This window comes from Pseudonocardia adelaidensis (assembly GCF_039543345.1).
GTDB lineage: Bacteria > Actinomycetota > Actinomycetes > Mycobacteriales > Pseudonocardiaceae > Pseudonocardia > Pseudonocardia adelaidensis.
Map to the genome: position 1 here is coordinate 263,632 of NZ_BAABJO010000003.1, position 25,006 is coordinate 288,637.

At 73.3% G+C, this 25,006-nt stretch carries 23 protein-coding genes; 22 read left to right on the forward strand and 1 reads right to left on the reverse strand.

The genetic code is table 11. The features are described 5' to 3' along the window. Window positions 1–15: 15 nt before the first annotated feature. From ABEA81_RS05105 to ABEA81_RS05145, 9 genes are all read left to right on the forward strand, one after another. Window positions 16–1,005: an LLM class flavin-dependent oxidoreductase gene (locus ABEA81_RS05105; protein ID WP_345603595.1), complete on the forward strand. Its 990-nt coding sequence runs from the start codon at window positions 16–18 to the stop codon at window positions 1,003–1,005. A gap of 387 nt (window positions 1,006–1,392) precedes the next feature. After that, window positions 1,393–2,145, forward strand: coding sequence for an IclR family transcriptional regulator (locus ABEA81_RS05110; RefSeq protein WP_345603596.1), 753 nt, complete (start codon window positions 1,393–1,395; stop codon window positions 2,143–2,145). A gap of 24 nt (window positions 2,146–2,169) precedes the next feature. After that, complete coding sequence (locus tag ABEA81_RS05115; RefSeq protein WP_345603597.1) at window positions 2,170–3,168, forward strand: hypothetical protein; 999 nt, start codon at window positions 2,170–2,172, stop codon at window positions 3,166–3,168. Beyond that, window positions 3,165–4,364: a thiolase family protein gene (locus ABEA81_RS05120; protein WP_345603598.1), complete on the forward strand. Its 1,200-nt coding sequence runs from the start codon at window positions 3,165–3,167 to the stop codon at window positions 4,362–4,364. Before ABEA81_RS05115 ends, ABEA81_RS05120 begins: the two co-directional genes overlap by 4 nt. Next, window positions 4,361–4,846 (forward strand): Zn-ribbon domain-containing OB-fold protein, encoded by a 486-nt coding sequence (locus tag ABEA81_RS05125; RefSeq protein WP_345603599.1) that lies wholly within the window; start codon window positions 4,361–4,363, stop codon window positions 4,844–4,846. Before ABEA81_RS05120 ends, ABEA81_RS05125 begins: the two co-directional genes overlap by 4 nt. A gap of 31 nt (window positions 4,847–4,877) precedes the next feature. Then, window positions 4,878–5,909: an alcohol dehydrogenase catalytic domain-containing protein gene (locus tag ABEA81_RS05130; protein WP_345603600.1), complete on the forward strand. Its 1,032-nt coding sequence runs from the start codon at window positions 4,878–4,880 to the stop codon at window positions 5,907–5,909. Further along, window positions 5,906–7,495: a class I adenylate-forming enzyme family protein gene (locus tag ABEA81_RS05135; RefSeq protein WP_345603601.1), complete on the forward strand. Its 1,590-nt coding sequence runs from the start codon at window positions 5,906–5,908 to the stop codon at window positions 7,493–7,495. Before ABEA81_RS05130 ends, ABEA81_RS05135 begins: the two co-directional genes overlap by 4 nt. Further along, a complete protein-coding gene (locus tag ABEA81_RS05140) occupies window positions 7,492–8,358 on the forward strand; it encodes a cyclase family protein (protein WP_345603602.1) in 867 nt (288 codons plus the stop codon). Before ABEA81_RS05135 ends, ABEA81_RS05140 begins: the two co-directional genes overlap by 4 nt. Then, complete coding sequence (locus tag ABEA81_RS05145) at window positions 8,358–9,365, forward strand: CaiB/BaiF CoA transferase family protein (protein WP_345603603.1); 1,008 nt, start codon at window positions 8,358–8,360, stop codon at window positions 9,363–9,365. Before ABEA81_RS05140 ends, ABEA81_RS05145 begins: the two co-directional genes overlap by 1 nt. Here ABEA81_RS05145 and ABEA81_RS05150 read toward each other — a convergent pair. Then, complete coding sequence (locus tag ABEA81_RS05150; protein ID WP_345603604.1) at window positions 9,362–10,147, reverse strand: IclR family transcriptional regulator; 786 nt, start codon at window positions 10,145–10,147, stop codon at window positions 9,362–9,364. The two genes, ABEA81_RS05145 and ABEA81_RS05150, sit on opposite strands and share 4 nt — an antisense overlap. Before the next feature lie 205 nt (window positions 10,148–10,352). Here ABEA81_RS05150 and ABEA81_RS05155 point away from each other — a divergent pair, with 205 nt between their 5' ends. Genes ABEA81_RS05155 through ABEA81_RS05215 form a run of 13 tightly spaced genes read left to right on the forward strand, consistent with a single transcriptional unit; the run spans window position 10,353 to window position 24,869 of the window. Next, on the forward strand, window positions 10,353–11,138 hold the full coding sequence (locus ABEA81_RS05155) for an enoyl-CoA hydratase/isomerase family protein (protein ID WP_345603605.1): 786 nt from the start codon (window positions 10,353–10,355) through the stop codon (window positions 11,136–11,138). A 53-nt stretch (window positions 11,139–11,191) separates the two neighbouring features. After that, a complete protein-coding gene (locus tag ABEA81_RS05160; protein WP_345603606.1) occupies window positions 11,192–12,391 on the forward strand; it encodes an ABC transporter substrate-binding protein in 1,200 nt (399 codons plus the stop codon). After that, the gene (locus ABEA81_RS05165) at window positions 12,391–13,257 is read left to right on the forward strand and encodes a branched-chain amino acid ABC transporter permease (protein WP_345603607.1); all 867 of its coding nucleotides are present in this window, start codon (window positions 12,391–12,393) and stop codon (window positions 13,255–13,257) included. Before ABEA81_RS05160 ends, ABEA81_RS05165 begins: the two co-directional genes overlap by 1 nt. Further along, window positions 13,250–15,088 (forward strand): branched-chain amino acid ABC transporter ATP-binding protein/permease, encoded by a 1,839-nt coding sequence (locus tag ABEA81_RS05170; protein ID WP_345603608.1) that lies wholly within the window; start codon window positions 13,250–13,252, stop codon window positions 15,086–15,088. Before ABEA81_RS05165 ends, ABEA81_RS05170 begins: the two co-directional genes overlap by 8 nt. Then, window positions 15,085–15,792: an ABC transporter ATP-binding protein gene (locus ABEA81_RS05175; protein WP_345603609.1), complete on the forward strand. Its 708-nt coding sequence runs from the start codon at window positions 15,085–15,087 to the stop codon at window positions 15,790–15,792. Before ABEA81_RS05170 ends, ABEA81_RS05175 begins: the two co-directional genes overlap by 4 nt. 21 nt (window positions 15,793–15,813) lie before the next feature. Next, a complete protein-coding gene (locus ABEA81_RS05180; RefSeq protein WP_345603610.1) occupies window positions 15,814–16,974 on the forward strand; it encodes an acyl-CoA dehydrogenase family protein in 1,161 nt (386 codons plus the stop codon). 10 nt (window positions 16,975–16,984) lie between these two features. Continuing rightward, window positions 16,985–17,794, forward strand: a complete 810-nt coding sequence (locus ABEA81_RS05185; protein WP_345603611.1) for an SDR family NAD(P)-dependent oxidoreductase — start codon at window positions 16,985–16,987, stop codon at window positions 17,792–17,794. Continuing rightward, window positions 17,791–18,549 (forward strand): N-acyl homoserine lactonase family protein, encoded by a 759-nt coding sequence (locus tag ABEA81_RS05190; RefSeq protein ID WP_345603612.1) that lies wholly within the window; start codon window positions 17,791–17,793, stop codon window positions 18,547–18,549. The genes ABEA81_RS05185 and ABEA81_RS05190 overlap by 4 nt, the downstream gene beginning before the upstream one ends. Beyond that, window positions 18,549–19,712, forward strand: coding sequence for a CaiB/BaiF CoA transferase family protein (locus ABEA81_RS05195; protein ID WP_345603613.1), 1,164 nt, complete (start codon window positions 18,549–18,551; stop codon window positions 19,710–19,712). The genes ABEA81_RS05190 and ABEA81_RS05195 overlap by 1 nt, the downstream gene beginning before the upstream one ends. After that, entirely contained in the window at window positions 19,709–20,854 is a 1,146-nt protein-coding gene (locus tag ABEA81_RS05200) for a beta/alpha barrel domain-containing protein (protein ID WP_345603614.1), read from the forward strand. The genes ABEA81_RS05195 and ABEA81_RS05200 overlap by 4 nt, the downstream gene beginning before the upstream one ends. Beyond that, window positions 20,851–22,941, forward strand: coding sequence for an acetate--CoA ligase family protein (locus ABEA81_RS05205; RefSeq protein WP_345603615.1), 2,091 nt, complete (start codon window positions 20,851–20,853; stop codon window positions 22,939–22,941). The genes ABEA81_RS05200 and ABEA81_RS05205 overlap by 4 nt, the downstream gene beginning before the upstream one ends. Further along, window positions 22,941–24,317: an MmgE/PrpD family protein gene (locus tag ABEA81_RS05210; RefSeq protein WP_345603616.1), complete on the forward strand. Its 1,377-nt coding sequence runs from the start codon at window positions 22,941–22,943 to the stop codon at window positions 24,315–24,317. Before ABEA81_RS05205 ends, ABEA81_RS05210 begins: the two co-directional genes overlap by 1 nt. 3 nt (window positions 24,318–24,320) lie before the next feature. Then, complete coding sequence (locus ABEA81_RS05215) at window positions 24,321–24,869, forward strand: hypothetical protein (RefSeq protein ID WP_345603617.1); 549 nt, start codon at window positions 24,321–24,323, stop codon at window positions 24,867–24,869. Window positions 24,870–25,006 lie beyond the last annotated feature (137 nt).

Here is a 25,006-nt window from a genome sequence, read left to right on the forward strand (position 1 = left end):
GAAACGGAGGGCCCCATGGAGGTGTCCTGCGCATTCCCGACCGCACTGGACTCGCCGGACAACATCGCCCTGGCCGAGCGGCTGGGGTACGCGCGCGCGTGGGTCTACGACACACCCCAGCAGAGCCCGGACGTGTGGATGACGCTCGCGCTGGCTGCCGAGCGGACCGAGCGGATCGGCCTGGGGCCGGGGGTGCTGGTCCCGAGCCTGCGGCACCCGATGGTCAACGCCGCGGCCACCGCGACCCTCGCCGCGCTGGCCCCCGGCCGGGTCGCGGTCTCGTTCGGCACCGGGTTCACCGGGCGCCGCGCCATGGGCCACCGCGCGATCACCTGGGCCTACATGGAGTCCTACATCCGCGCCTACCGCGGGCTCCTGCGGGGCGAGGTCGTCGAGTGGGAGGGCGCCCGGATGCGGATGCTGCACCCCGACGGGCACGCCCCGGCCCGGCCGGTCGACGTCCCGATCCTGATCGGCGCGTTGGGCCCGAAGGGCCACGAGGTGGCGAAGCGGCTCGGGGACGGCCTCTACGTGACCCTCCAGCTGCCCCCGTTCGCGAGCGAGTACCCATGGGTGCCCTACCTCGTGTGGGGCACCGTGCTCGACGAGGGCGAGCCCACCGACACCGACCACGCGCGGCTCGCGGCCGGCCCGGGCTGGGCACTCGCCCACCACGGCGCGTACGAGTTCGGAGGTCCCTCGGCCGTGCGGGCGCTCCCCGGCGGCGCGGAGTGGATGGACGTCGTGGACCGGACCCCGGGCGAGCAGCGGCACCTGGCGGTCCACTCCGGGCACTGCGTCGAGCTCAGCGAGGCCGACCGGGCGGCGTGGGACGCGGGCGGTCACTCGATGCTGCAGGACGCGACGATGAGCGGCACCCGCGACCGGATCCGGCGGCGGCTGGACGAGGCCGCCGCCCGGGGCGTCACCGAGATCGTGTTCCAGCCGTGCGGACCCGACATCCGCGGCGAGCTCGAGAGGTTCCTCGACGCGGCGACCTCCTGACCCGCGACCTCCTGACCCGCGACCTCCTGACCGCGGAGGTGGTGACCCGCAGTCCCTCCGGGATCTCGAAGGCTGCTTGAGCTCGTCCTGGGCGGCGCTTACGGTCGGATCACGTCTTCGGATCCTCGGAGCACTACTTCGAGAACCCGAAGGTCTCTCCCCTGTCGATGACGCCATCCGGGAGGACCGACCACATGTTCATGCCGCCCTCGGCGTCGCGGCGTCGATCCTGCTGGTGCTGGTCCGCTGCGTCCAGGGCCTCTCGGTCGGCGGCGAGTGAGCCCGAGACCGCGGGCCGTGACCTGCTGCTCGAACACGACGCCACGCGGGACGCCGAGGCCGGTTCGCAGGCGGACCGGGTGGTCGGCGCAGCGGAGGTGACGATCCGTGGATAGGCAGCGCCTGAGCCGGATCTTCCACGTCGTCCAGCACCTCGCCGCCCACGGCCCGGGCACCGTCACCGAGATCGCCGCCGCGCTCGACGCACCGCTCAGCAGCACCCACGACCTGCTCAAGGCCATGGTCGACGCAGGGTTGTTGCACCTCACGGATCGGCGCTACGGGATCGGCCCGCTGGCCATCCGGTCCGCCATGGTCGTCATGGACAGCATCGCGGTGAACCGGCTCGCCCGCCGGCACCTCGAGGCCCTCGTCGAGGCGATCGGCTTCGACGTCTACCTGGCGACGAGGAGCGGGAGCCGGGTGATCTACGTGTCCCGGTTCGCGGGTCGGCAACGGGTGAACCTCGACCTGGAGCTCGGCCGCAGCCTCCTGCTCCACAGCACGGCGGTCGGCAAACTGTTCGCCGCGTTCGACCGCAACGTCTACCAGGCGATGATGGCCAAGCCCCGCCCGGCGATCACTTCCACGACGCGCACGAGCCCGGCCGATCTCGACCGCGATCTCGCCTCGATCCGGAACAAGCGCTTCAGCGTGAGCCGCGGCGAGAGCATCCAGGGGATCGTCGGCCTCGCGACCCCGGTATTCGGCCCGGACGGGGCGCTCGCCGCGGCCGTCCACGTCTCCGCGCTGAGAGCAGCGTTGAGCCAGCACCTCACCAGCGTGGTCAGGCGGATGACGGCCACGTCCCACGCCATCGAGAACGACCTGGCAGAACCGGCGGACACGGTCTCCGCCTGATCCGAGGAGAGAGCGAGCCGAGAAGTGGACCCGGACACACCGCACGTCGCCGTTCTCGCCGTGCACACGGACGTGGTCGAGCGGGAGGAACACCGCAGCCTCGAGGAGATGATCTTCCAGGCGTCCCGGGCGGTGCTGGAACGGGCCGGCCTCGACCGCTGCGCACTGGACGGTGTCGTCCTCAGCGGCAACGACCAGGTCGACGGGCGCGTCATCTCCTGCATGCCCTCCGCCGGCCCGGCGGGCGGGGTCGGCCTCGACGTCACGATGATCGCGTCGTCCGGCGAGCACGCGCTGGTGTACGGCTACCTGCGGCTGCTGTCCGGTCAGGGGCGCACCGTGCTCGTCGTCGGCTGGGGCAAGCCGAGCGAGTCGGTGCACCCGGACTTCGCGGAGCTCGTCAGCGCCGAGCCCTACGTGCTGCGCGCCGTCGGCATGAACGACACCCTCGCGGCCGCCCTGCAGGCGTCCACCTGGATCACCGACGGCGGGCCGTCCGGCGACGACGTCGTGAGCTGGCCGCTCACCCGCGACGACCTCCCGGCGCGCTGCGACGGCGTGTACGCGGCGGTGCTCGCCGTCGAGGGCTCCTTCGAGCCGGGCCGGGAGCTCGCCTGGGTCCACGACGCCGGCTGGTCGACCGACCGGTACGAGATGGGCGCACGAGATCTCCGGGTGCAGACCGCGCTGGCCGGGGCGCGGGAGCAGGTGACGGCCACGGGCTGCGGTCCGGCGGGCTGGACGAGCGTCGAGATCGCCGGTCCCAGCGAGCCGGCCGTCGTCGCCGCGACCGCCACCCTCGGACTCGCGGACGGCGCTGCCGTCAACGCGTCGGGTTCGCTGGCCTCCGCGCCTGCGCCCGCCCACGTGGCAGGCCTCGCCCGCATGCTGGCCGCCGCAGGATCCGTCGCGCGCCGGGAGGCGGACACCGGCCCACCCGCCGTGGCCGCGGGCATCGGGCTGAACGGATTCGCCGGGCAGGGCGCGACGGTGATGGTCTTCGGCGAGGAGAGGAAGGCATGAACCGCCAGCACGTCGGCGTTCTGGGCGTCGGGCAGTCCGAGTACGTCACGCGGCGCACCGACGTCACGTTCCCCGAGCTGGTCCGGGAGGGTGCGCTGCTCGCCCTCGCCGACGCCGGGATCACGATGGACGAGGTCGACGCCGTCGTGTTCCCGCTGGCCCCCGACGCGCTCATCGGGGTCGGCAACGGCGAGCGGTGGTGCGTGGAGGCCCTCGGCGCCTCCGGCAAGCCGTTCATGCGGGTCAACAACGGTGGCGCCACCGGGATGAGCGCGATCATCGCGGCCTGGACCCACGTGGCCTCGGGGATGTTCGACGTCGTCCTCGTCGCCGGGGCCGACCGGGTCTCCGAGTCCGGGTCGGCGCAGTCGGTGCTGAACAAGATGTGGGACGTCGGCTACGAGCGGCCCGTGCCGCTGAACACCATCACGATGCTGGCGCTGTCGGCCATGCGCTACAACCACCTCTACGGAGCCGACGAGACCGACATGGCGCGCGTGACGGTCAAGAACCGGCGGCACGCCTCGCTCAACCCGAAGGCCCACCTGCGCACCCCGGTGACGGTCGAGGAGGTCCTGGCCAGCCGCGTACTGGCGTGGCCGATCAAGCTCGGGGACGCGTGCCCGTCCTCCACCGGTGCGGCGGGGGCGGTGCTGGTGTCCGAGCGGTACGCCCGCGCGCACGGCCTGCATCCTGCCTGGATCCGCGGGATCGGCCAGAACACCGAGACGTTCTGGATGGGCGACCGGGTCGGGCCGCGGTCGGTGTCCGACCACGCCGACGCCGATGCGCTCGCCGTCGCGTTCCAGCGGGCGTACACCCGGGCCGGGGTGACCGATCCGGGCCGCCAGCTCGACGTCGCCGAGATCTACGCCCCGTTCTCCAGCGTCGAGCTGCACGTGATCGAGGCGGCGGGGCTCGCGGCGAAGGGGGAGGCCCCGCGGCGGATCGCCGAGGGCCACTTCGCGCTCGGGGCGAACGGCATCGTCGTCAACCCGTCCGGCGGCGTGCTCTGCTCCAACCCGATCGCGGTGACCGGGGTGGCCCGCCTCGCCGAGGCGACCCTGCAGGTACAGGGCCGGGCAGGTGCCCACCAGGTGGCGGATGCCCGCACCGCCGTGGCGAGCGCCATCGGCGGCGACCACCAGTTCTACTCCGCGCTCGTGCTGAGCGACGACCTCGAGGAGATCGCATGACGACGATCCCGGCTCCGGCCGCCGGCGGGCCGCAGTTCTACGAGCAGACCTGGGACCTGAGCTACCGGCACGCCCTCGGCGAGACCACCTCGGCGTTCCTCGGGGCGCTGGCGGAGCGGAGGATCCTCGGCCGCAGGTGCCCGGCGTGCGGGCGGGTGCTCGTACCGGCGAGGTCCTTCTGCGACCGCGACCACGTCGACACCACCGACTGGGTCGAGGTCGCCCGCACCGGCGCGATCGAGATGTTCACGATCGTCTACGAGCCCTTCCGCAACCTCCCGGCCCCTCCGTACGCACTGGCGTACGTGACGCTCGACGGCGCCGACACCGCGCTCGTGGGCTACGTCCGCGGGCTCGACCTGAGCGACAAGGACGCGGCCGTCGCGGCGCTGGCCATCGGCACCCGGGTCGAGGTGGGATTCGCCGACGAGCCGCAGGGCACCGCCGCCGACTACTGGTTCGAGCTGCCCGCGGGCGGCTGACGTGCCCTCCGCGGACACCGTGCCCACGACCATGCGGGTGGTCGAGCTCGCCGGGACGGGGGGTCCGGACGTCCTCGTGCCGGCCACGCGACCGGTCCCGCATCCGGCAGCGGACCAGCTGCTCGTCCGGGTCCGGGCCTGCGGGGTGTGCGGGCACGACCTGCTCGCCCGGCGGGGGGTGTTGGCGGCGACCGCCGGTTCGGTCATCGGGCACGAGATCGCCGGCGAGGTCGTCGCCGTCGGGAGCGGCGTGCGCGACCCCGGAGCGTGGTCGGGGCGCCGGGTGGCGCTCGTGCAGCGCATCCCGTGCGGCGCGTGCCCGGACTGCACGGCGGGCAGCACGACCCACTGCCGGCTCGGGCCCGGCTTCTACGGGGAGGACCTCCCCGGCGGGTACGCGGAGTACGTGGTGGCGAGCCCGCTGAACGCGGTGCCCATCCCCGACGACGTCGACGACGCGACGGGCTCGATCCTGTCGTGCGGCGTGGGCACCGGGCTGCGCGCGCTGCGGCGGGCGGGCACCGGCCCGGGGGACGTCGTGGTCGTGACCGGTGCCGGTGGGGGACTCGGCGTCCACGCCGTGGCGCTGGCCCGCCACCTCGGCGCCACCGTGGTCGCGCTGACCGGCAGCCCCGCGAAGGAGGAGCCGCTGCTGCGGCTGGGGGCCGCCGCCGTGCTGATCGCGCCGGATGCGGCCCGGGTGCGTCGCCGCGTCGCCGAGCTGGGAGGGCGCCGGGGCGCGGACGTCGTGCTCGAGCTGACCGGAGCGCCGGCGTTCGCGGTGGCGCTGCGCTCGCTGGCCCCGGGTGGTCGCCTGGTCCTCGTCGGCAACACCGAACCCGCGCTCCTGCCGCTGGACCCGGGGCTGGCGATCGTGAAGGAGCTGTGCGTGTACGGATCGGCACACGCCGACCGGAGCGACCTCGGCGACGTGGTCGACCTGGTCAGGAGTGGGGCGATCACGCCCATGGCCGCGCGGACGTGGCCGTTGCACGAGGCGGCCCTCGCGCACGACGCCGTCGAGCGCCGCCAGGTCGCCGGGAGGGCGGTGCTCGTCCCGTGACGGAACCCGCGGCCTGCACCCTCGACGAGGTCGCCGCCGACGAGGCAGCGCGGCGGCCAGACGCACCCGCCCTCGTGGCGGGGCAGGTCCGCTGGACGTACGGCGAGCTGGACCGCGCGGCCGAGCGGGCCGCGCGAGCGCTCCGGTCCATCGGCGCCGGCCCGCGCGCCGGCGTCGGCCTCCTCGCCGGCAACGTCGCCGCCTGGCCGGCGATCGCCCTGGGGGCCCATCGTGCGGGCGCTCCGGTGGACGCGTTCAACACCTGGGTCAAGGCGTGGGACCTCGACCAGCTCGTCGCGTCCTCGGGGTGTGCCGCGCTGGTCATGGCACCGGCCGTCCGCTCGACCGACCTGCTCGGCGAGCTCCGCACGCTGCTCCCCGAGCTGTGGGCGGCCCCGCCGGGGGAGTGGCGCAGCGAGCGGTTCCCCGCGCTGCGCCACGTCGTCCTGCTCGGCGAGCCCGAGGAGATGCCCAGGGGCGCACGCCGGTGGGCCGAGGTCGTGGCCTCCGCCGGCGCGCTCGCGCCACCGGTGGACCCGGCGCGGAGCGACACCGCGTTCGTCCTCTACACCTCCGGGTCCAGCGCCGCTCCCAAGGCCGTGCCGCTGCTGCACCGCGATCTCGTCGTGAACGGCTTCCACATCGGGGAGCGGATGGGCCTGGGCGGTCATGACCGGGTGTGGCTCGGCTCGCCGCTGTTCTGGAGCTTCGGCAGCGCCAACGCGCTGGTCGCGACGCTGACCCACGGCGCGTGCCTGGTGCTGCAGGAGCAGTTCGCCCCGGACGACGCGGCCCGGCTCCTCGCCGGGGAGCGCTGCACGGCGGCGTACCTGCTCCCGAGCCTGGTCGACGCGCTGATGCCCTTCGCCGACCGGATCCGGGAGATCCCGTCCCTGCGGACCGGCGTGACGATCGGGCGCCCGGACCAGATCCGCAAGGTCGCGGTGGACCTCGGCATCAGTGGGATCTGCAACATCTACGGCTCCACCGAGACGTACGGGAACTGCTGCGTCACCCGCCATGACGCCCCGCTCGAGGATCGACTCGTCAGCCAGGGGCCGCCCCTGCCCGGGGTGGAGCTGCGGGTCGTCGACGACACCGGGGAGCTGCAGGTCCGCGGCCGGGTCATGCCCGGCTACCTGGGACAGCCGGAGGCGACGGCCGCCGCCATGACCGAGGACGGGTGGTACCGGACCGGGGATCGGGTGGCGCTGCGCCCCGACGGGTCGGTCGAGTTCCGCTCCCGCCTCACCGAGATGATCAAAACCTCCGGGATCAACGTCTCGCCGTCCGAGGTCGAGGGGTTCCTCTGCCGGCACCCGGGTGTCGAGTCGGCCGCCGTCGTCGGTGCCCCGCACCCCACGCGCGGCGAGGTCGTGGTCGCCTTCGTCACCACGCGCGACGCCTCCGTGGCGGGAACGGACCTGCGGGCGTGGTGCCGGGAGGGGATCGCCGGCTACAAGGTCCCGTGGGAGGTCGTTGTCGTCGCGGCGCTCCCCAGCACGGTCACGGGAAAGATCCTCAAGCGCGCCCTCGTCGAGGAGGCGACCCGGCTCGTCGCGTCGCGGGAAGGGGAGACCGCATGAGCAACTGGGGACGCTGGGGTACCGAGGACGAGGCGGGGACGCTGAACCTGCTCGGCCCGCAGGCCGTGCTGGCCGCGGTGCGCGAGGTCCGGGACGGCCGCGTCGTCTCCCTCGCCCAGCCGATCGGGCCGTCCACCTCGGTGCCGCCGCACCGCCACCCGCCGCGCCGCTTCATGGACCGCGATGCGGGCGACTACGCGCTCGGGGCGCGTTCACCGGACGGTTTCCGGTTCGCCGAGGACACCGTCACGCTGGCCAGCCACACCGGCACCCACCTCGACGCCCTCGGGCACGCGTGGACGGGGGACGAGCTGTACAACGGCCACCCGGCCGCGTCGGTGCGCTCGACCCGCGGCGCGGGCCGGTGCGGGGCGGACAAGCTGCGGCCGGTCGTGACCCGGGGCGTGTTGCTCGACCTCGTCGCCGCGCGTGGCCGTGCCCTGGCGCCGAGCGCGCCCGTCACCGCGGACGACCTCGAGGCCGAATGCCGCCGGATCGGTGTCACCCCGCGTGCCGGGGACGCCGTGCTCCTGCGCACCGGCTGGTGGGAGACGCACGGCGGTGCGCCCGCCTACCACGACGACGAGCCCGGTCTCACCGGCGAGGCGGCGGCCTGGCTCGCCGAGCGCGACGTCGCGCTCGTCGGCGCGGACAACTACGCGGTGGAGGTCCAGCCGTCCCCGCCCGGCACCACCTTCCCCGCCCACCTCACGCTGTTGCACCAGCACGGCATCCCGATGCTCGAGAACCTCGACCTGACCGAGCTCGGTTCGCTCGCCGCGCCGGCCTTCCTGTTCGTGGCCGCTCCGCTATTGCTCGAGGGCAGCACCGCGAGCCCGCTGCACCCGCTGGCGGTGGTGTGATGCGTCCCCTGGACGGCATGCGCGTGCTCGATCTGAGCCAGCAGCTACCCGGCCCGTACGCCACGCTGCTCCTCGCCGCGATGGGCGCCGAGGTGACCAAGGTCGAGCCGCCGAGCGGCGATGCGTCCCGGTCCCTCGACCCGGAGATGTTCGGCAACGTCAACGCCGGAAAGTCCAGCATCACGCTCGACCTGAAGACCGAGCACGGCAGGCAGGGGCTGTACCGGCTCGTGCGTCGCCACGACGTCGTCGTGGAGGGGTTCCGGCCCGGGGTGGCGGCCCGGCTCGGCTGCGACGCCCCGGCGCTGCACGCCCTCCGGCCGGAGCTCGTCTACTGCTCGATCAGCGGAGCGGGGCAGACCGGGCCGCTCGCGCGCCACCCCACGCACGACATCTCGCTCCAGGCCGTCGCCGGAGCACTGGCCGGTGACGGTGACGTCGATCGGATCGGCGTTCCGTGGGTCGATCTCGCCGCCGGCAGCTCGGCCGCGCTCGCCATCACCGCGGCCTGGCACGCCGGCCGCGGTGTCCACCTCGACATGAGCATGCTGGACGCCGCGCTCGCGTGGAGCCGGGTCAAGCCGTCGGCCGTCGAGGGGCGCCGGGAGCCCACGTACGGCACCCTGCGCACGGCCGACGGCGGGCGCGTGGTCATCGCGCTCCTCGAGGACGCCATGTGGCGGCGGCTGTGCACGGCGCTCGGCTGGGACGACTGGGCGGCCGACGAGCGCCTCGGCCGCCACGTCGACCGGCGCCGGCACGCCGACGAGGTGAGGGACCGGCTCGAGGAGAGCGCCGCCGCGATGACCTCCTCCGCGCTGCTGGACCTGGCCGCGCGCCACGACCTGCCCATCGGCCCTGCCGACGGCGGCACGGACCCCGACGCCGCCACGCAGATCGCCACGCGGGTCCGGCCGGACGCCCCGCCGTGGCGGGCCTGCGTGCCGCTGCCCGACGCGCTGGTCGGGGAGCTGCGACCGGCGCCCGCCCTGACCGACGACCGTTAGGAGGGAGGATCACCGTGCTCGACGGCACCGAGCTGGCGCGACAGTTGTGCGGCGCCTTCGACGACCAGCTCCACCCATGCCGTGTCGCTCTTCTGGTCCCACCGGCTCGTCGGCACCGAGATGCTGATGGCGGCGACCGCCTCCGACCGGTGGTCGAACACGGGAGCCGACACGCAGGTGACGTCGGCGTGGGACTCGCCGTGGTCGAACGCCACGCCGTCGATGCGGATCTTCTCCAGCTCGCGCTCGAGCCGCCGCACGGACGTGATCGTGTTCGGGGTCCACGCGGGGAGGGGCTCGTCCTCGGGCAGGCGGGCCCGGACGGCATCGGGCGAGAGCCCCGCCAGGAGCATCTTGCCGACCGCGGTGCAGTGGGCGGGGAGGCGGCGGCCGACGGCCGAGACCATCCGCACCGAGCGGGTGCTGTCGACCTTGGCGATGTAGACGACGTGGTGCCCGTCCAGCACCGCGACGTGGACGGTCTCGTCGCAGCGCGCGGCGACGTCCTCGGCCACCGCACGGCCCTCCCGGGCGAGGTCGAGCCGGTCGGAGTAGACGCTCCCCAGCTGGAACACGCGCACGCCGAGCCGGTAGCGGGCGGGTTCGGCGGAGACCCGCTTGAGGTAGCCGCGGGAGACGAGCGTGTTGACCAGCTCGAAGACCGTGGTGCGGGGGAGGCCGAGCCGCGTGGCGAACTCGCGCGGGCTGAGTTCGGCGTCGGTGTCGAGGAACAGCTCGAGGATGTCCATCGCGCGGCTGACCGCAGGAACCGTGCGTGCCATGTCGCATCGCCTCCCGACGCTGTTCGAGATATCGGCAACTGGACGGAGCGTCGAGGTATAAGCGGCGCCCAACAGCTGCCATCAGCCTACGACATGCCTTGACCGTCGCCTGTCCGGTCGCCTACCGTCCGAACCAGATTATCGAGATACCGTACATGTTGTCGATATTTCGAACACACCCGGCCCGACCGGAGGAGGTCCCGCGGTGAGCCCGGACGACGAGGTCCTGTTCCGCGTGGAGGAGCACGTCGCCTACGTGACCATCAACCGGCCGGAGCGGCGCAACGCCATGAGCACCGCCGTCGCGGCCGAGCTCGTGCGGCGGTTCAGCGACGCGAGCATCGACGACGGCATCTGGGCCGTGGTGCTCACCGGCACGGGGGACAAGGCGTTCTGCGCGGGTGCGGACCTGAAGGAGTTCGACGAGTTCGCCCGGCAGGGCAGGCAGATCCCCGTTCCGATGACCGGCACCCAGCGCAACGTCTACGAGGCGATCACGGAGACCTACAAGCCGACGATCGCGTCGATCAACGGCCCGGTCCTGGCCGGTGGCTGCGAGCTCGCGCTGGCCTGCGACCTGCGCATCGCCGCCGACCACGCCGTCATCGGGATGCCGGAGGCCAAGCGCGGGATGGGCGCGAACTTCGCCACGGTCCTGCTGCCACGGCTGATCCCCCGCGCCATCGCGCTCGAGATGCTCTACACCGGCGAGCCCCTCACGGCCGACGAGGCGCTGCGCTGGGGGCTCTACAACCGCGTGGTCCCGTCCGCCGATCTGCGGGACGCGACGGAGAAGCTCACGCGCTCCGTGGTCGCGAACGCGCCGCTCACCCTGCGGCGCTACAAGGAGATGACCACGAAGGGCTGGGAGCTGCCGGTCCACTCCGCGCTCCGGCTGAACGTCGGCCCGAACCCGTACCTGTCCGAGGACAGGGAGGAGGGCATCCGCGCCTTCCTCGAGAAGCGGCCACCCCGGTGGAAGGGCCGATAGCGCGTTGTGGAGAACGGCTCCCGCATCGATGGCGAGGCGAAGGAGACGAGCAGGTGCGAGTACCGAGGGCAACGGCCGCCGCCGTGGCGGCCTGCCTGGCCCTTGCGGTGACCGGCTGCGGCGCGGACAAGATCGAGACCGCCGCCGCGGCCGAGGAGGGCGGCCCGTGCGTGGTCGAGATCGGCACCCTCGGCCCGCTCTCCGGCCCGGCGGCCGACTTCGGGCTGTCGATGAAGGGCACGGCTGACCTCGCCGCGTACGAGGTCAACCAGGCGGGCGGGCTCCGCGTCGGCGACCGGACCTGCACGGTGACGGTGCACCCGTACGACACCGGCTACACCAGTGCGGGGGCGGCCAACGCGGCCGGTGACTTCGTCTCCCAGGGGATCCGGTTCGTCATCGGGCCGCTCGGCGCCACGGAGGTCACCGGGATGAAGCCGCTCGCGGGCCGCAACGACATGCTGCTGGTGGCGAACGGGTTCGGGCGCGACGCGCTCGAGCCGAAGTACCCCCTCGTGTTCCACGTCGCGCCCGGGCCCTCGGTGTGGGCCGGTCCGATCATCGCCGAGGCGCGCAAGCGGTTCGACTTCCAGAAGGTGACGGTCGTGGCGACCAACGACCAGAGCGGGTCGGACATCGCCGACGTGAACGCCATCCGGTTCCGCGAGGCGGGCCTGCCGGTGACCCAGGAGAGCTACCAGCGCGGCACCCAGGACTTCGCGCCGCTGGTGTCGCGCATCCTCAGCACGAGCCCGGACCTCGTCGACGTCGCGTCGAGTCCGGCCGGCGATGCCGGAACGATGATCAAGCAGCTCCGGCAGGCCGGTTACCAGGGGGCCTTCTGCCGGCTCGGTGGGGAGAGCACGGCCGAGATCGCCCGGGTCGCGGGCGGCTACGAGGTGCTGGGCAACTTCTTCTTCTACTCGATGGTCGACCTCGACGACCCGGCGATGAAGGAGCTCTCGGCGCGGTACGAGCAGTTCGCGGGCCGGGAGGCCACGTCGCTGACGCTCGGGTGGATGCCGGGCGCCCGCGCGCTGCTGCGGGCGATCTCGGCGGCGGGCACGACCACGGACACGAAGGCGGTCGCGGAGGAGCTACGGGCCGATCCGCTCGACGACGCCTCTCTCGGCCACGGCGTGTGGACCGGGAAGGAGGAGTTCGGGGTGCAGCAGGAGATGTCGTTCCCCTTCTACGCGGGCTTCGTCCAGGACGGGCAGATGCAGCCGCTGGTGCGCCTGGAGGTGAGCTGATGGGCCAGGTCGTCGCGGCGCTCGTGGGCGGGCTGACGCTCGGTGCGCAGTACGCGCTGATGGCGCTCGGCTTCTCGATGATCTTCGGGATCCTGCGGGTCATCAACTTCGCGCACGGCGCCTTCTACGCGCTGGGCGGCTACGTCGGCTACGCCGTCACCGGCCAGCTGGGGATGCCGTTCGTCGTCGGCGTGGTCGTCGCCGTCGCCGTCACCGCCTTGCTGGGCGCGGTCTTCGAGATCCTCGTCATCGAGCGGCGCATCGACGACCACCTGGCCACGATCGTGCTGACGCTGGGCCTGGGCCTCGCGATCACGGCGGCGCTGCTGATCGTCTTCGGTCCGCGGGCGGTGGCCTACCACTTCCCGATCGAGGGTGGCGTCGCGATGGGTGGCGCGGTGGTCCCGTACGGGCGGCTGGTCGTCATCGGCATCGCGGCGATCGCCGTGGCCGCCGTCCACGTGTTCCTCTACCGCACGCAGACCGGGCGCGGGCTGCGGGCGATGGCCGACGACCGGGCCACCGCGGTCACCCAGGGGATGCGGCCGAAGATCCTGTTCCCGGTCGCGTTCGGCATCGCCACCGGGATCGCGGGCCTGACCGGGGCGCTGGTGACGCCGCTGTTCGCCCTCTCGCCCTCGATCGGCGACCAGGTGCTCATGGTCTCGTTCCTGACGGTGATCCTCGGTGGGCTGGGAAGCATGTCCGGGGCGGTGCTCGCCGCGCTGCTGATCGGTCTCGTCGAGTCGTTCACCGGCATCTACGTCGGCGGCCAGGTCGCCCCGCTCCTGCTGTTCTGCGTGGTCCTGGTGCTGCTCGTGGTGCGCCCGACGGGGCTCGCCGGCCGGGAGGTGGAGCATGTCTAGCCTCGTCGGTACCGCCCGCGGCACGTTGTACACGCGGCTGGTGGGCGCCGAGGTCGTGGCGCTGGCCGTGCTCGTGGTCGCGTTCACGCTGCCGAAGCTGACCGCGAGCCCCTTCGTACTGTTCTTCACGCCGACGGTGATCGTGGCCGTGCTGGCCACGTTGCACGTGTGGCTGCTCCTGCGCGTCGACCTGCTCTCGTTCGCCTCGCCGTCGTTCATGGCGGTCGGTGGGTACTCGGCTGCGCTGACCGCGTCCCGGCTCACCGACAACGCGGTCGTGCTGGCCGTGCTGTGCTTCGCGATCCCGGCGCTGGTCGCCCTGCCCATCGGGGCGATGGTGCTGCGGTTGCGCGGCACGTACTTCGCGCTGGTGACGTTCGTGCTCGCGCAGGTCACGGTGCTCCTCGTCCAGGCCGGCCCGGCCTGGCTGGGTGGCAACAGCGGCATCTCCGGGTTCCCGCCGGCGCGGCTCGGCGAGAGCGTGTTCGCCGCGCGCGGCCCGCTGCTGCGCTACTCGGTCGTGCTCGGCATCGTCGGGGTGCTGGTGGTCGTGGCGGTCACCCTCCGGTGGCGGCGCCACTTCGCCGGCATCAAGGAGAACGAGCCGCTCGCCGCCAGCCTCGGCCTGCGCCCGTGGCTGTACAAGACGCTCGCCTTCGCCGCCGGTGCCGGGATCGCGGGGCTGGCCGGGCTGGTTCTGGTCAACCAGATCGGCAACGCCCATCCCGACTCGTTCAGCCCGTTCATGGCGGTCAACCACGTGGCGGGCGCCGTCGTGGGCGGCTCCGGCTCGATCCTCGGCCCGATCGTCGGCGCGGGCATCCTGTCGTGGCTCACCCACACCTTCGCCGAACAGGCCGAGTACGCGCAGCTGCTGCTCGGCGCCGTGCTCGTGGTCGTCGTGCTGGTCGCCCGCGACGGGGTCACCGGACTGGTCGCGTCCGCCGCGCGGGCCGCCCGCGGGCTGGTCGACGGGGCCGAGCGGGCGCGGGCCCGCGGTCCCGCCGACGACGCAGGCGAGGCGGGGCTCCGGCCGGAGCGGGCCGTCGACGCCCGGCCGGACGAGCCCGCACTGCTCGAGGTAACCGCGGTGTCGAAGCGGTTCGGCGGGGTGACGGCCGTGTCGGGCGTCAGCTTCGGCGTGGCCCCCGGCGAGGTGCTCGGGGTGATCGGGCCGAACGGGGCCGGGAAGACCACGCTCGTGAACGTCCTGGCCGGCCAGCTGCCGCCGTCCGGCGGCACCGTCCGGCTCGCGGGCGACGCGATCACCGGGCTCTCGCCGGGGCGGCTGGCGCGGAAGGGGATCTCCCGCAGCTACCAGCAGACCTCGGTGTTCGCCGGGGCGTCCGTGCGCGAGAACCTCGAGCGCGCCCGGGCGTACGGCACCCGCTGGATCGACCCGGCGGACCTGCACCGGTTGCTCGCCCGGATGGGCCTCGCCGACCGCCTGGACGACCGGGCGGGCGACCTGCCCTACGGGCTGCAGAAGTCGCTCGGCCTGGTGCTGGCGCTGGCCGTCGAGCCACGGGTGCTGCTGCTGGACGAGCCCGCCGCCGGCCTGGAGCGCAGCGAGCGCCGCCGGGTCGACGAGGTCGTGGCCTGGGCCGTGGACCGGGGGTGCGCGGTGCTGCTCGTCGAGCACGACATGGACCTCGTCCGCCGGATCTGCGACCGGGTGCTCGTGATGGACACCGGTGAGCCGCTCGCCGCCGGCCTGCCGGGCGAGGTGCTCGCCGACCCGCGGGTGATCAGCGCCTACCTCGGGGAGCCGGAGGACGCCCCGGGCGACCAGGACGACTCGCGGGTGCCGACCGGCGGAGGTGTGTCGTGACGGCCGAACCGCTGCTGCAGCTCACCGGCGTGGACGTCCGCTACGGCGGTGTGCACGCGGTGCACGGCCTGGACCTGGCGGTGGCGCCCGGCGAGACCGCGGTGCTGATCGGCGCGAACGGGGCCGGCAAGTCGAGCGTGCTGCACACGATCATCGGCACGGTCCGCGCCGCCGCGGGCCGGGTGCTCTACCGCGGCGAGGACATCAGCCGGTACTCCACGAACCACCGCGCCCGCCACGGGATCCGGCTCTCGCCCGAGGGGCGGCGGGTCTTCGCGACCCTCAGCGTCGAGGACAACGTGCTCAGCGGCTGCCACGGGTCGCGCCGCGACGGACGCAAGGAGACCGTCGACTGGCTGTTCTCGACGTTCCCGCTGCTGGCGCAGCGGCGGAGGCAGCCGGCAGGCACCCTCAGCGGTGGGCAGCAGCAGATCGTCGCGATCGCGCGGGCGCTGGCCGCCGCCCCGGACCTGCTGCTGCTCGACGAGCCGTTCCTCGGGCTGTCGCCGATCGCGATCCGCGACACCAGCGCGGCGATCCGGCAGGTCCAGCAGCGGGGGACGGCGATCCTGCTGTCCGAGCAGATGGCCCGGCCCGCGTTGAAGCTCGCCGACCGCGGCTACGTGCTGCGGACCGGGACGCTGCGGCGCAGCGGGACCGTGGCCGAGATCCGTGATCTCGCGCTGGCGGAGGACTACCTCTGATGGGGAGGAAGAGGACGTGACGTGGACTTCGAACTGACCGACGACCAGGTGGCCATCCGGGACGCGGTCGCCGACCTCTGCTCCCGGTTCCCGCAGGAGTACTGGCAGGAACGCGACGCGAAGCTCGAGTACCCCTCCCAGTTCGTCGACGCGCTCGGTGCGGCGGGCTGGCTCGCCGTGCTGATCCCGGAGGAGTACGGCGGCGGTGGCGGCACCGTGGCGGACGCGTCGCTGATCCTCGAGACGATCAACCGGTCGGGGTGCACCGGCGTGCCCGCGCACGCGCAGATGTACACGATGGGCACGGTGCTGCGGCACGGCAGCGAGGAGCAGAAGCGGAGGCTGTTGCCCGAGATCGCGGCGAACCGGCTGCGGCTGCAGGCGTTCGGCGTGACGGAGCCGGACGCCGGCTCCGACACCACCCGGATCCGGACGTTCGCCCGGCGCGACGGCGACCACTACGTGATCAACGGCTCGAAGATCTGGACATCCCGGTTCCAGCACTCGGACTACCTGCTGCTGCTCACCCGCACCACCCGCTACGAGGACGTGGAGAAGAAGTCCGACGGGCTGTCGGTGTTCCTCGTCGACATCCGCGAGGCGGGCGACGCGATCTCCGTGCGACCCATCCGCACGATGACCTCGCACGAGACCAACGAGGTGTTCTTCAACGATCTGCGGGTGCCGGTCGAGAACCGCGTGGGGGAGGAGGGCAAGGGGTTCCGCTACATCCTCTCCGGGATGAACGTCGAGCGGATCCTGGTCGCCTCGGAGGTGCTCGGCGACGGCTTCTGGTTCGTCGACCGGGCCGCGGCCTACGCGCGCGAGCGGGTCGTCTTCGGCCGCCCGATCGGCCAGAACCAGGGCGTGCAGTTCCCCCTCGCCCAGGCCTACGCCGACCTTGAGGCGGCGAGCCTCGTGCGCTGGAAGGCGGCGGCGAAGTTCGACCGCGGCGAGCAGCCGGGGTTCGAGGCGAACGCGGCGAAGCTGCTGGCGTCGAAGGCGAACTGGGCGGCGGCGAACGCGGCGATGGACGCCTTCGGCGGGTACGGCCTCGCCGAGGAGTTCGGCATCGAGCGCAAGTTCCGCGAGGCGCGGCTGCCGGTCGTGGCGCCGGTGAACAACAACCTGATCCTCGCCTACATCGGGCACCAGGTGCTCGGGCTTCCCAAGTCCTACTAGGAGGAGAGAGATGGATCTCGGCCTGCGGGACCAGGTCGTCGTCATCACCGGCGGCAGCAGCGGGATCGGGTACGAGACCGCGCGGCTGTTCGCCGCCGAGGGTGCCCGGGTCGTCATCGCGGCGCGGCGGGAGGAGCAGCTCGCGAAGGCGGCGGCGAGCATCGAGGCGTCGACGTCGGCCTCGGTCGACACCGTCTCGGCCGACGTGACGCGGCTCGACGACCTCGACCGCCTGGTGGCGTTCGTGCGGGACCGCCACCGGCGGATCGACGTGCTGGTCAACAACGCGGGCACCGGCACGTACAAGCCGTTCCTCGAGGTGACCGACGAGGAGCTGCGGCACGGAATGGAGATCAACTTCTTCGCGCAGTTCCGGCTGACGCAGCGGTTCGCGCCGATGATGATCGAGCAGGGTTCCGGTGTGGTGGTCAACGTGTCGGGCGCGACGGCCATCCGGGTCACGGCTCCGCCGTTCCTGTCGTCGTGCACCGGTCCGGCCAAGGCGGCGGAGAACCGGCTCAGCAAGATCCTGGCCAGCGAGCTGGGCGGGTACGGGATCCGGGTCGTCGCGGTCGTCCCGGGGCTGGTGGACACGGAGGAGCGGTTCGCCAAGTGGGGCCGCGAGTTCGGCGGCGGCCACCTGGCCGACGAGGGCGCCGCGGCCAACCGGCTGGAGTGGGGCAAGGGGATCGCGCGCCCCGGTCACGCGTGGGGCACCCCGGGTGAGATCGCCGACCTGATCGTGTTCGCCGCGTCGGGGCGGTCCACGTACGTCAACGGGGCGGTGCTGGTGGCCGACGGGGGGGAGGACAAGTCGTGAACGGCAAGCTGCGGATCCAGGCGCTGCCGGCCGGGGTCATCCGGAACTTCCCGGTGGCGGCGGTGCAGTACCAGCGTCACTGGGGCGAGTTCCACGACGTCCCGCAGATCATGTTCGTGATCACCGGGGGCGAGCACCCGATCATCGTCGACAGCGGCACGCCGCCGCCGGAGTACGTGCGCGAGCACCACGGGTACGACTTCCACCGGACCGCCGACGAGGACCCGCTCACGACTCTGCGCGACGTGGGCGTCGACCCGGAGGACGTCCGGCTGGTCGTCAACACGCACCTGCACTGGGACCACTGCGGCAACAACCACCTGTTCCCGAACGCGCACTACATCGTGCAGAAGGACGAGCTGCTCTACGCGGTCGACCCGGCCGCCCCGACGCGCCCGGCATTCGAGAACACCGACCGGATCTGCCCGCCGTGGGCGGCGGTGGTGAACCGCTTCCGCACGGTGCGCGGGGACGCGGAGATCGCCCCCGGCGTCGAGGTGGTCGCGCTGCCGGGCCACACGCCCGGCTCGCAGGGCGTGCTGGTCGAGAGCGGATCGGACCGGTTCCTCATCGCGGGCGACACCATCGACATGCAGGTGAACTGGGAGGGCGACGACCGGCTGGAGCACATCCCGTCGGGGTCGTTCACGAACCTGCTGGACTACATGGACAGCTTCGCGAAGATGGACCGCCTCGGCGCGCAGGTCATCCCGAGCCATGATCCGCAGGTCCTGACGACGGGGGAGTACGGCTGATGGCCGGCTCGCTCGACGGGATCCGGGTGGTCGACTCGACGATGAGCGTGGCCGGCCCGTTCGCCACCCTCATCCTCGCCGACCTCGGCGCGGACGTGATCAAGATCGAACGTCCCGGTGTCGGTGACGACACGCGCGGCTGGGGCCCGCCGTTCTGGGACGGCGAGAGCTGCATCTTCTCGGCGCTCAACCGCAACAAGCGCAGCGTCTCGCTGGACCTCAAGGACCCGGCGGACGCGGAGCGGATGCGGGATCTGCTCGCCACAGCGGACGTGTTCGTGCAGAACCTGCGGCCGGGCGCGATGGCGAAGCTGGGGTTCGGCTACGCGGACGTGGCCGAGATCAACCCGCGGCTCGTCTACTGCGACATGACCGGCTACGGCTCCGGCGGGCCGCTCTCCTCGGCGCCCGCCTACGACCCGCTGATGCAGGCGTTCGGCGGGTTGATGAGCCTGACGGGGGAGGAGGGGCGGCCCCCGTCACGCATCCCGGTGTCGGTGCTGGACCAGGGCACCGGGATGTGGACCGCCATCGCCGTGCTCGACGCCCTGCGCACCCGGGAACGGACGGACACGGGCACCCACATCGAGACGTCGCTGCTGAACACCGCGCTGATGTGGCTGCCCTTCCAGATCATGGGCTACCTCGCGGCCGGCGTCGTGCCGCAGCGGCTGGGCTCGGGCACGATCGGGATCTACCCGTACGCGGCGTTCCCCACGGCGGACGGGTACGCGATCGTGGCGGCGGGGAACGAGGGCCTGTGGGTGCGCCTGTGCGGCGCGATCGAGCGCACCGACCTGGTGGACGACCCCCGGTTCGCGCACAACGCCGACCGCGTGGCCCACCGCGAGGAGCTGTTCACCGAGCTCGCGGCGACGCTCTCGGCGAAGGACACCGAGCACTGGGTGCGGCTGCTCGACTCGGTGGGCGTCCCGTGCACCCCCATCCAGACGCTCGACGAGGTGGTCGCCCACGAGCAGGTGGCGGCGATCGGGGCCTTGCCGCACGTCCCGCACCCGCGGATCGAGGACTACCGCACGGTGGCGCTGCCGATCCGCGACGGCGGCCGCTACCCCGAGTTCCGGATGGCCCCGCCGCTCCTGGGCGAGCACACCGACGAGGTGTTCGCGGAGCTCGCGGACCGGAGGAAGGAGGACCGATGACCACAGGGACGCAGATGGCGGGCGCCATCCACGGCCCCGACGGCTACCCCGACGTGGTGGTGGTCGAGGAGGGCATGCGCGAGGGCCTGCAGATCGAGGACGCCGGGGTCCCGGTGGACGACAAGGTCCGGCTGCTCGACTCGCTCTCGCAGACGGGCCTGAAGCGGATCGTCGTCGGGAGCTTCGTGAGCCCGAAGTGGACGCCGCAGATGGCGCACATCGACGAGATCGTCGAGCGGTTCACGCCCGCTCCCGGCGTCACGTACACGGCGCTCGCGCTCAACGCGCGCGGCGTGGAACGGCGGGACGCGTACGTGCCGGAGAAGCTGTCGCCCGACGACGAGCGGCCGTTCACCCGGGTGCACCTGTGCGACGTGTTCGCCCGGCGCAACACCAACCGGTCCCAGGACCAGGAGATCGCCTCCTGGGAGGAGATCGTCGGGAAGGCGGCCGCCGCCGGGGTGACCGAGGCGGAGATGGGCGTCAACGCCGCGTGGGGCTCGAACTGGCTCGGCCTGTTCCGCCACGAGCAGCGGATGGACATGCTCGAGCGCCAGTACGAGCTGTGGACGGGCAACGGCGTCGCGGTCACGAAGGTGTTCCTCGGCGACCCGATGGGCTGGCACCTGCCCAACCAGGTCGAGGAGGACCTGCGTGCCATCCAGGATCGCTGGCCGAGCGTCACGACGTTCCACCTGCACCTGCACAACACCCGCGGGATGGCGCCGATCAGCGCGTACGAGGCGCTGAAGACGCTCGACGACCGGCACACCGTCGTGCTCGACTCCAGCATCGGCGGCATGGCCGGCTGCCCCTACTGCGGCAACGGGCGCGCGGCGGCGCTCACGCCCACCGAGGACCTGATCTACCTGCTGTCCGAGCTCGGCTTCGACACCGGCGTCGACCTCGACAAGCTGATCGAGTCCGTCGTGCTGGCCGAGGAGATCCTCGGGCACCGGCTGTACGGCCACGTCTCGAAGGCCGGGGGCCGGCCGCGCGGCGACCGGCTCTACCCGATGGACATGCCGTTCGTCGAGACGCTCGAACAGGCGCAGCACTTCCGACTGGGGCCCCGGAGCTACGCCGGCGCGTTGTCGCCGTGGAAGGAGCCCATCACCTCGCCGTTCCGGAGCGAGGGTTGACCCGGGGCCGCAGCACGCGCGACGCGGTCGGCACGCTGCTCGACCCGGGTTCGATCGCGCTGGTCGGGGCGAGCGCCGACCAGCGGAAGTTCTCCGGCCAGCCGCTGCGCAACCTGCTCGACGCCGGCTATCCGGGCAAGGTCTACCCGGTCAACCCGCGCGGCGGCGAGATCCTCGGTGTCCCGGTGCTGCGCTCGATCGCCGAGCTCCCGCCCGACGTCGACGTGGCGCTGGTGCTGGTGCCCGCCGCGGCGGCGGTGCGCGCGGTGGCGGAGCTCGCCGGGGCCGGCGTGGCGGTCGCGATCGTCGCGGTGAGCGGGTTCGCCGAGATGGGCACCGAGGAGGGCGCCGCGCTGCAGGCCGAGCTGGCCGACCTCGCCCGGCGCACCGGGATCCGCATCCTCGGCCCGAACTGCAACGGCGTCTACCGCACGGCCGTGCCCCTTCCCCTCGGCTACAACCACACCCACTCGCAGCGCCTGCCCGCAGGCCGCGTCGGCCTCGTGTCGCACAGCGGCGCGATGCTCGGCGGCTTCGTGCCCGCGCTCGCCCGGCACGGCCACGGCCTGTCCACGTTCGTCTCCTGCGGCAACGAGGCGGACCTCGGGCTCGTCGACATCGCAGGGCACCTGCTCGAGGACCCGGACACCGAGGTCATCGCCCTCATCCTCGACGGGGTGTCCGACGGGCCGTCCTTCCGCGCGCTCGCCCGGCAGGCGGCAGAACGCGGGAAGCCGCTCGTCGCGCTGAAGCTCGGCAACTCGGCGCGGGGGAGCGAGGCGACGCAGGCGCATTCGTCCCGGCTGGCCGGTGCGGCGGGCGCGTTCGAAGCGGTGTTCGCCGCCGACGGCGTGGTCTCCGTGCCGACGCTGGAGACCCTCGCCCTGGCCGCCGCGGTGCTGGCCGACGGCCGCATGCCGGCCCACCGCGGGGTGGTGGGCGCGAGCACGTCCGGGGCGGGCGCGATCCTGCTCGCCGACCTGCTGTCCGCCGCGGACCTGGAGCCCCCGGCCCTGTCGCCGGGCACCGCCGGGGCGATGGGTCGCACCGCCGGGTTCGCCCGGGTGCTCAACCCGTTCGACATCGGGGCGGCCGGACCGGACACCGCCGAGCAGAACCTGCGCGCGCTGGCCGGCGACCCGGCCGCCGGCACGCTGCTGTTCTACCTCACCCCGGTGCCGACGCCGCAGTGGCGCATCCGCCTCGCGGAGGCCATCGCGGCGGTGGCCGCCGCCGAACCGCGGCTGCCGATCATCCTGATCGGCCCGGCCCCGCTGCACGAGGACGAGGAGGCGGTCTACCGCCGCGCCCGAGTGCCGGTCACGACGTCCGCGCTCGACGCCGTCGCCGTCGTGCAGGCGCTGACGCGGCCGTACCCGCCGGTCGCCGCTTCCTCCGCGCCGGCCGGGGCCGCGGGCGGCGCGCACTCGGAGCACGACAGCAGGCTGCGGCTCGCGACGGCGGGCATCCCGTTCCCGGTGCAGGAGCTCGTCACCACGGCGGACGACGCGGAACGGGCCGCGGCCCGGATCGGGTGTCCCGTGGTGCTCAAGGCCACCGGCTCGGGCATCGCGCACAAGAGCGAGCTGCACCTCGTCGAGGTCGGCGTGCCCGATGCGGCCGCCGTGCGGGAGCGCTTCGCCGATCTCGACCGCCGCGCCCGCGCGCTCGACCCGGACGGCTACCAGGGCGTCCTCGTCTCCGAGCTGGTGGCCGACGGCGTCGACGTCGTCGCCGGGATCACGGTCGACCCCGACCTCGGGCCGTTCGTGCTGGTCGGTGCCGGCGGGGTGCTGACCGAGCTGATCGGCGACGTCGCCATGGCACCCGCACCGGTCGACGAGGGGGCCGCGCGGCGGCTGCTGGCCCGGACCCGGGTCAGCAGGCTGCTGGACGGCTACCGCGGCGGCCCGCGGCACGACCGGGAGGCGCTCGTGCGGCTCCTGGTCGCCCTCTCCGAGGCCGCCGTCGGCATCGACGACCTGGAGGCCATCGACCTCAACCCGGTGCGGGTGGGAGTCACCGGGGCGCTGGCGCTCGACGCACTGATCACGACGAGGGACCCGGCAGAACAGGGAGAGACGTGATGAACGAGGACCTGCCCGCGGTGACCCGCGCCGTCGCCGAGCACGCGGTCGAGACCGACGTCTCGGCCGCGCCCGACGACGTGCTCCAGCTCGCGCGGCGCACGCTCATCGACACGGTCGGCATCAGCATCGCGGCGCGGAACGAGGACGCCGTCCGGATCCTCACGCAGACCGCCGTCGAGCCCGGCGCGGCGACGTCCACGTTGCTGACCACCGGTGCCCGCGCGTCCGCGGCGACGGCGGCGCTCGTCAACGGGACGGCCGCGCACGCGCTGGACTACGACGACGTCACCGACCAGATCTACGGACACCCGAGCGTCGTGCTGTGGCCCGCGATCCTGGCCGCGGGCGAGCAGGCCCGGGCCGGCGGGCGGGACATGCTGGAGGCCTACGTCGTCGGGTTCGACGTCGTGACCGCGCTCGCCGACGGGTTCGCGTCGCTGCGCGAGCACTACGCGAAGGGCTGGCACTCGACCGCGACGCTCGGCGTTGTCGGCGCCGCCGCCGCGGTCTCGCGCCTGCTGGGCAGCGACGTGCAGCGCACGCGCTGCGCGATCGCCCTCGCGGCGACGATGGCGGGCGGCAGCAGGCAGAACTTCGGCACGATGACCAAGCCGCTGCACGCCGGGCTCGCTGCGCGGGACGCGGTGGTGTCCGCGACCCTGGCGGCGAACGGCTTCACGGCCGACCCGGACCAGCTGGAGGCGCCGCTCGGGTACTTCGCGATGTTCGCCGACCGCTCGCGGCTCTCCGCCGTGCCGTCCGCGTTGCGGGAGCCGTGGGCGCTGCGGCGGCACGGCATCAACGTCAAGAAGTTCCCCGCCTGCTACAACACGCAGCGCCTCGCCGACGCGACGCTCCGGCTCGCCGAGCGCGAGTCGATCGACGCGGACGAGGTCCGGCGGATCACCGTGACGATGGAGCCGGGCGGCGGGGACCCGCTGATCCACCACCGGCCGGGCTCGGGGCTGCAGGGCAAGTTCAGCGCCGAGTACGTCGCGGCCGCTGCGGTGCTGGACCGGGGCCTGGGCCTGCGTACGTTCACGGACGAGGCGGTGACCCGGCCGGACGCGCGGGCGCTCGTGGAGCGCGCGACCCTCACCGAGTCGCCGACGCCGCCGGTCGGCCCCGCCGAGTGGGAGTTCGCCTACGCGGTCGTCGAGGTCGAGACCGCGGGCCGGGGCACGTTCGTGGAGCGCGCCGACGTCCCCCGCGGCGATCGGCGCGCGCCGCTGTCCGAGCAGGAGCTGGAGGCGAAGTTCCGCGACGCCGTGGACTTCTCCGGATCCGGGTGGGACGCGTCCGCGTTGCTCGCCGAGCTGTGGGACATCGACGCGAGCAAGCCGTTCACCGGGATCGCGGCCCTCGGCGGCTGACCGGTGAACGCGGCGCGACCGCGCGCGGCCGTGCTGGTGGTGCTGTTCGGGGTGCTGACGGCGGGTTGCAGCGGGGCAGGCGGCGCGCAGGACGCCGACCGGCGCACCGCGGCGGCGGTGGTGTCGGCCCTGCGCGACCGGGGCGTGGCGGCGGCCGCGCCGGCCTGGTGCGCGCCGGGGTCGCCCGGCGCCCCGATCGCGCCGGGCGTCGTGGCGCCGACCTTCCACGACGAGAGCCTTCCCGGGCCGCAGGACCCCCGCCGGATCGCGGACGGCGCCGTCGTCGAGGTCCTCGCGACGCCGGAAGCGGCCGCCGCGCGGCGCCGGCAGATCGCGGACCAGGTACGTCTCGCCGGGGAGTTCGGCTACGACGAGGGTGGGCAGCCACTCGCACTGGAGCACACCCTCGTGGCCGGGCGGGTCGTGCTGCGCGTCGCACCGGACGTGCGCGGTGAGCGGCTCGCGGCCTACCGGGCCGGAGTGCAGGAGGCGACGGGCGGAGCCGACCGCGGCCCACCCCCGTCGTGGGGGACCGTCGAGTGCCTGACCTGACCGACCGGTTCCGGGCGTGCGGATGCACCTTGACGCGCGTGTCGACGCGTCGTTAATGTCCTTCACGGATTTTAAGAGCGCTTCATGATGTGAAATCTGTGAAATCCACGGGGAAGCAGCCGCGTCCAGATCCCTAC

What these genes read in the sequence shown, in the direction of transcription:
- ABEA81_RS05105 (WP_345603595.1), top strand. Translation starts at nt 16, where the DNA reads ATGGAGGTGTCCTGCGCATTCCCGACCGCACTGGACTCGCCGGACAAC.
- ABEA81_RS05120 (WP_345603598.1), top strand. Translation starts at nt 3,165, where the DNA reads ATGAACCGCCAGCACGTCGGCGTTCTGGGCGTCGGGCAGTCCGAGTAC.
- ABEA81_RS05125 (WP_345603599.1), top strand. Translation starts at nt 4,361, where the DNA reads ATGACGACGATCCCGGCTCCGGCCGCCGGCGGGCCGCAGTTCTACGAG.
- ABEA81_RS05130 (WP_345603600.1), top strand. Translation starts at nt 4,878, where the DNA reads ATGCGGGTGGTCGAGCTCGCCGGGACGGGGGGTCCGGACGTCCTCGTG.
- ABEA81_RS05140 (WP_345603602.1), top strand. Translation starts at nt 7,492, where the DNA reads ATGAGCAACTGGGGACGCTGGGGTACCGAGGACGAGGCGGGGACGCTG.
- ABEA81_RS05145 (WP_345603603.1), top strand. Translation starts at nt 8,358, where the DNA reads ATGCGTCCCCTGGACGGCATGCGCGTGCTCGATCTGAGCCAGCAGCTA.
- ABEA81_RS05150 (WP_345603604.1), bottom strand. Translation starts at nt 10,147, where the DNA reads ATGGCACGCACGGTTCCTGCGGTCAGCCGCGCGATGGACATCCTCGAG.
- ABEA81_RS05165 (WP_345603607.1), top strand. Translation starts at nt 12,391, where the DNA reads ATGGGCCAGGTCGTCGCGGCGCTCGTGGGCGGGCTGACGCTCGGTGCG.
- ABEA81_RS05170 (WP_345603608.1), top strand. Translation starts at nt 13,250, where the DNA reads ATGTCTAGCCTCGTCGGTACCGCCCGCGGCACGTTGTACACGCGGCTG.
- ABEA81_RS05185 (WP_345603611.1), top strand. Translation starts at nt 16,985, where the DNA reads ATGGATCTCGGCCTGCGGGACCAGGTCGTCGTCATCACCGGCGGCAGC.
- ABEA81_RS05195 (WP_345603613.1), top strand. Translation starts at nt 18,549, where the DNA reads ATGGCCGGCTCGCTCGACGGGATCCGGGTGGTCGACTCGACGATGAGC.
- ABEA81_RS05200 (WP_345603614.1), top strand. Translation starts at nt 19,709, where the DNA reads ATGACCACAGGGACGCAGATGGCGGGCGCCATCCACGGCCCCGACGGC.
- ABEA81_RS05210 (WP_345603616.1), top strand. Translation starts at nt 22,941, where the DNA reads ATGAACGAGGACCTGCCCGCGGTGACCCGCGCCGTCGCCGAGCACGCG.